The following is a 5,218-nucleotide window of genomic DNA, read 5'->3' as shown; positions in this document are numbered from 1 at the left end:
GTCGCGGTCAGTTCCAGCGCATAGCCGGCCGAGCGGACGGTGCGGATCACATCCGCCTCGCCGTTGCCGTTGAGCGCCTTGCGCAGGCGGCGGATATGCACATCCACCGTGCGCTGCTCGACATAGATGTCGCGACCCCAGACCGCATCCAGCAGCTGGTCGCGCGACAGCACACGGCCGGGATGCTCGAGGAAGTAGCGCAGCAGGCGGAACTCGGTCGGGCCGAGATGGATGTCGCGGCTGTTGCGCGTCACCTTGTGGGTGGCAACGTCCATCACTAGTCCGCCATAGGTCAGGACTTCCTCGGCCAGCGCCGGACGGATGCGACGCAGCACAGCGCGGATACGGGCCAGCAATTCGCCCGGCGAAAACGGCTTGGCGATATAATCGTCGGCGCCGGCATCCAGGCCACGCACGCGATCGGCCTCCTCGCCACGCGCCGTCAGCATGATGATCGGCACGTTGCGGGCGTTGGTGTCGCGGCGCAGCTGGCGGCAGACTTCCAGGCCGGACAGACGCGGCAGCATCCAGTCGAGCAGGATCAGGTCCGGCATATGCTCGGCCACCTTCAGCAGGGCCTGCTCGCCGTCCATCGCCTCGTCGACGGTATAGTTTTCCTTCTCCAGGTTGTAGCGCAGCAGCGCCAGCAATGCCGCCTCGTCCTCGATCACGAGGACGCGCGGCTTGATCGCGACGCTCATCGCTGGCCTCCCGGCGCATTGACCACCGCATAGGCGGTGTCATCCCCCTTCGGCCGATCTTCCTTCGGCATCTCGCCCAGAACCGTGTAATGGATCAGTTCCGCGATATTGGTGGCGTGATCGCCGATACGCTCGATGTTCTTGGCGATGAACAGCAGATGCGTGCAGGGCGTGATGGAACGCGGATCTTCCATCATGTAAGTCAGCAACTCGCGGAACAGGCTGGTGTAGAGGTCGTCGACCTCCTCGTCGCGCGCCCAGACCGCATCCGCCTTGGCTGCATCGTCGGTGATATAAGCATCCAGCGTATCCTTGATTAGCGCCTGTACCAGGGCGGCCATGCGCGGGATGGCATGCACCGGGCGCACCAGCGGCGCCTGGTTCAGGGCGACCGCGCGCTTGGCGACATTCTTGGCATAGTCGCCGATGCGCTCGATCTCGGAGGAGATACGCAGCGCAGCGACGATCACGCGCAGATCTGCGGCCATCGGCTGCCGGCGCGCCAGCATCTCGATGGCGAAGTCGTCAACCTGGTTGCGCAGTGTGTCGATCTTGGCGTCGCCCCGCACAACCTCTTCGGCCAGCTTGCTGTCGCGCTTCACGATGGCATCGACTGCGGCAGCCAGCTGCGATTCCGCCAGACCGCCCATCTGGACGATGAGGGTGGAGAGCTTCTTCAGTTCGTCGTCGTAACGCTGAACGATATGTTGCGGCATTTTCTAAGTCCTCACTCTGCTCAGCCGAAGCGACCGGTAATGTAGTCCTGGGTCTGCTGTTTACCCGGGTGGGTGAAAATCTGCTTGGTTTCGCCGAATTCGATCAACTCACCCAGGTACATGAAAGCAGTGAAGTCGGAGGTTCGTGCTGCCTGCTGCATGTTGTGGGTCACAATTGCAATCGTGTAGTCGTCCTTCAGCTCGTCGATCAGTTCCTCGATCTTGGCCGTCGAGATCGGATCGAGTGCCGAGCAGGGTTCATCCAGCAGAATGATCTCAGGACGCACCGCGACCGTGCGGGCAATGCACAGACGCTGCTGCTGGCCGCCCGACAGGCCGAGACCGGAACTGTGAAGCTTATTCTTGACCTCTTCCCACAATGCGGCCTTGCGCAGTGCGCTTTCCACGCGTTCGTCCATCTCCTCCTTGCCCAGGCGCTCGTAAAGTCGCACGCCGAAAGCGATATTCTCATAGATCGACATCGGGAACGGCGTCGGCTTCTGGAACACCATGCCGATCTTGGCACGTAACATGTTCAGGTCCGTCCCCTTGTCGAGAATATTCAACCCGTCGACGACAACCTTACCTTCGGCGCGCTGCTTGGGATACATCTCGTAGATACGGTTCAGGATGCGCAGCAGCGTCGACTTGCCGCAACCCGACGGGCCAATGAAGGCCGTGACCTTGCGGTCATGCAGCGGCAGGCTGATGTTCTTTAAAGCCTTGGATTCACCGTAGAAGAAGGCAAGATTCTCGATGGAGACTTTCGGCGGCATTGTCGTGTCAGCCTGTTTGGCGATGGGGTCTAGGGTTTCGACGGTCATGATGCTTTCCTGCCCGCAAGAGCGCGGGCGCCAATATTGACGGCGAGAATGGCCATGGTGATCAGCAGCGCACCGACCCAGGCCAGCTTGCGCCAATCTTCATAGGGGCTGAGCGCGAACTGGAAGATCACCACCGGCAGGTTGGCCATCGGTGCATTCAGGTCTGTGCTCCAGAACTGGTTGTTCAGCGCGGTGAACAGCAGCGGCGCGGTTTCGCCGCTGATCCGCGCCACGGCGAGCAGAATGCCGGTGACGATGCCGTTGCGTGCCGCCTTGTAGGCGACACGACGGATCACAAAATAGCGGGGCGCACCCAGCGCGGTGGCGGCCTCACGCAGGCCGGTCGGCACCAGGTTGAGCATGTCTTCGGTCGTACGCAGCACCACCGGGATCACGATCACCGCAAGCGCGACGGCGCCGGCCCAGGCAGAGAAGTGCCCCATGTGGATGACCATCATCTCGTAGATGAACAGACCGATCACGATCGATGGCGCGCTAAGCAGCACGTCGTTGATGAAGCGCACCACCATCGCCAGCTTGCTCTCGCGGCCATATTCGGCCAGGTAGGTGCCGGCGAGAATACCGATCGGCGTGCCCAACAGGATCGCGATCGAGGTCATGACCGCGGTGCCGAAGATCGCGTTGCGCAGACCGCCGGTCGAACCCGGCGGCGGTGTCATCTCGGTGAAGACGGCCAGGCTCAGGGCGCCGAAACCCTCGATCAGCAACTGTCCGAGGATCAGCACCAGCCAGGTAATGCCGAGCAGCGCCGCACCGATCGACAGAGAGACGACGATGCGGTTCGCCATACGGCGGCGCGAGTAAAGGTCGACCATGGTCAGCCCGCCTTCTGGTTCATACGCAGCAGCATAAGCCGTGCGAATGCCAGCACGATGAAGGTGATCAGGAAGAGGATGAGACCGAGCGCCATCAGCGAGGAGGTGTAGGTTGCACCCATCGCCTCGGCGAACTCGTTGGCAATGGTAGCGGAAATCGTCGTGCCCGGGCTCAGGATCGATGCCTGGATACGGTGCGCATTGCCGATCACGAAAGTGACCGCCATCGTCTCGCCGAGCGCACGGCCCAGACCGAGCATGACACCGCCCAGCACGCCAGCGCGGGCATAGGGCAACATGACGCGGCGGGCGACTTCCCATGTGGTGCAGCCAAGGCCGTAAGCAGCCTCCTTCAAAACCGCCGGCACCGTCTCAAGCACGTCGCGGGACACCGCGGTGATGAAGGGCAGCACCATAATGGCCAGGATCAGACTGGTGGTCAGGATACCGATGCCGTAGGGCGGGCCGGCGAACAGGTTTTCCAGCACTGGAACGCCGCTGAAGGTGTTGATCAGGAAGGGCTGGACGTGGCGCTGCATGAAGGGCGCAAAAACGAACAATCCCCAGATGCCGTAGATGATGCTGGGAATGCCGGCGAGCAGCTCGATGGCAGTGCCGATCGGGCGGCGCAGCCACATCGGGCAGATCTCGGTGAGGAAGATTGCGATGCCGAAGCTGAGCGGCACAGCCACCAGCATGGCGATGAAACTGGTGATCAGCGTGCCCGAGATTGGCGCCAGCGCACCGAAATTATCGCGGGCCGGGCTCCACGCCTGCGTATAGATGAAGTCGATGCCGAATTTCGAGAATGCCGGCAGAGACCCCTGCAGCAAGGCCAGGATCACACCGCCGAGCAGCAGCAGAACAGCGATGGCGGCACCCATGGTCAGGCCATGGAACAGCCGGTCGGACGGTGCGAACCAGCGCGAAGCGGCAATGCGCCGTTCTTTGCTAACGGGAGTTATTGCCGCTACATCCGTCACCCTGAACTCCCAGTTTAAAGCTGATACTGCGTCGTCACCGGAAACGGAAGGCCGGGGGTTTCCGGCCTTCCTTTCCGACACTTACTGCTTGATCTGTGCCTTCCAGGTCGTTTCGACCATGTCGACGACCGGCTTCGGCATCGGCACATAGTCCAGGTCGTCGGCCAGCTTGCCGCCGTTCTTGTAAGCCCAGGCGAAGAACTTCAGGGCTTCGTTGCTGGCCGCCTTATCCGCCGGCTCCTTGTACATCAGGATGAAAGTGGCGGAGGTGATCGGCCAGCTGGCATCACCCGGTTCATTGTTCAGGATCACGGCATAGCCCGGAACGCTCTTCCAGTCGGCGTTGGCGGCGGCGGCCGAGAAGGCTTCCGACGTCGGCGAAACGGTCTTGCCGTTCTTGTTGATCAACTGGGTGAAGGTCAGCTTGTTCTGCTTGGCATAAGCGTATTCGACATAGCCGATGGCGCCGTCGGTCTGCCTGGTCATATTCGCCACGCCTTCATTNNATAGTCGGTGAAGTTGAAGGTGGTGCCCGAACCGTCGGCACGATGCACGATGGCAATCGCGGTGTTCGGCAGCGCAGCGCCCGGATTCAGCTTCTTGATCGCGGCGTCGTCCCACTTCTTGATATCGCCGAGAAAGATCTTGGCGAGCGTTTCGCCATCGAGGGCAAGATCGCCCGGCTTGATGCCCTTGACGTTGACCACCGGTACGATGCCGCCCATCACCATCGGGAACTGCACCAGACCCGCCTCATCCAGATCCTTGCCGGACAGCGGCGCGTCGGTCGCGCCGAAGGTCACGGTCTTCGCCTTGATCTGCTTGATGCCGCCGCCCGAACCGATCGACTGGTAGTTCAGGCCAATGCCCGTTTCTTTCTTATAGGCATCGGCCCACTTGGTGTAGACCGGATAAGGGAAGGAGGCGCCGGCGCCGGAGATATCGGCCGCCTGGGCACCGCCAAAGCCAAGCGTGGTCGCAAAAGCGACAACGGCAGCCTTGAGCATGATTGGCTTGAAATTGAACACGGGTCTCTCCCTCTTCATGACTGCACGACCACCTTGATCGGCGCGCCGGAAGATAGGGACGGTGTATGACCCTTAGTTTGCAGGAATATGACACTTGCGAGAATCGCCACAGTGAAGCTTTGTCACACTG

7 protein-coding genes are annotated in these 5,218 nt (G+C 61.4%); all 7 read right to left on the bottom strand.

What is annotated here, in order from left to right; genetic code table 11:
* A partial coding sequence (gene phoB, locus CTR53_RS10710) for a phosphate regulon transcriptional regulator PhoB (protein WP_290812670.1) occupies window positions 1-701 on the bottom strand: 701 nt, incomplete at its 3' end.
* Window positions 698-1,417 (bottom strand): phosphate signaling complex protein PhoU, encoded by a 720-nt coding sequence (gene phoU, locus CTR53_RS10705; protein WP_290812667.1) that lies wholly within the window; start codon window positions 1,415-1,417, stop codon window positions 698-700. The genes phoU and phoB, both read right to left, overlap by 4 nt.
* A gap of 20 nt (window positions 1,418-1,437) precedes the next feature.
* Entirely contained in the window at window positions 1,438-2,241 is an 804-nt protein-coding gene (pstB, locus tag CTR53_RS10700) for a phosphate ABC transporter ATP-binding protein PstB (protein ID WP_290812664.1), read from the bottom strand.
* Window positions 2,238-3,077: a phosphate ABC transporter permease PstA gene (gene pstA, locus CTR53_RS10695; RefSeq protein ID WP_290812661.1), complete on the bottom strand. Its 840-nt coding sequence runs from the start codon at window positions 3,075-3,077 to the stop codon at window positions 2,238-2,240. Before pstA ends, pstB begins: the two co-directional genes overlap by 4 nt.
* Before the next feature lie 2 nt (window positions 3,078-3,079).
* Window positions 3,080-4,060 carry a phosphate ABC transporter permease subunit PstC gene (pstC, locus tag CTR53_RS10690; RefSeq protein ID WP_290812657.1) on the bottom strand — a complete coding sequence of 327 codons (981 nt, stop codon included), beginning with the start codon at window positions 4,058-4,060 and terminating at the stop codon, window positions 3,080-3,082.
* Window positions 4,061-4,141: 81 nt separating this feature from the next.
* Window positions 4,142-4,546, bottom strand: a complete 405-nt coding sequence (locus CTR53_RS21275) for a hypothetical protein (protein ID WP_367158966.1) — start codon at window positions 4,544-4,546, stop codon at window positions 4,142-4,144.
* Window positions 4,543-5,088, bottom strand: a complete 546-nt coding sequence (locus CTR53_RS21270; protein WP_367158965.1) for a phosphate ABC transporter substrate-binding protein PstS — start codon at window positions 5,086-5,088, stop codon at window positions 4,543-4,545. The genes CTR53_RS21275 and CTR53_RS21270 overlap by 4 nt, the downstream gene beginning before the upstream one ends.
* Window positions 5,089-5,218 lie beyond the last annotated feature (130 nt).

The sequence above is a fragment of the Ferrovibrio sp. genome, from assembly GCF_002796975.1.
Lineage (GTDB): Bacteria > Pseudomonadota > Alphaproteobacteria > Ferrovibrionales > Ferrovibrionaceae > Ferrovibrio.
This window is presented reverse-complemented; position numbering and strand designations above follow the sequence as displayed.

What these genes read in the sequence shown, in the direction of transcription:
- phoU (WP_290812667.1), bottom strand. Translation starts at nt 1,417, where the DNA reads ATGCCGCAACATATCGTTCAGCGTTACGACGACGAACTGAAGAAGCTC.
- pstB (WP_290812664.1), bottom strand. Translation starts at nt 2,241, where the DNA reads ATGACCGTCGAAACCCTAGACCCCATCGCCAAACAGGCTGACACGACA.
- pstA (WP_290812661.1), bottom strand. Translation starts at nt 3,077, where the DNA reads ATGGTCGACCTTTACTCGCGCCGCCGTATGGCGAACCGCATCGTCGTC.
- CTR53_RS21275 (WP_367158966.1), bottom strand. Translation starts at nt 4,546, where the DNA reads ATGACCAGGCAGACCGACGGCGCCATCGGCTATGTCGAATACGCTTAT.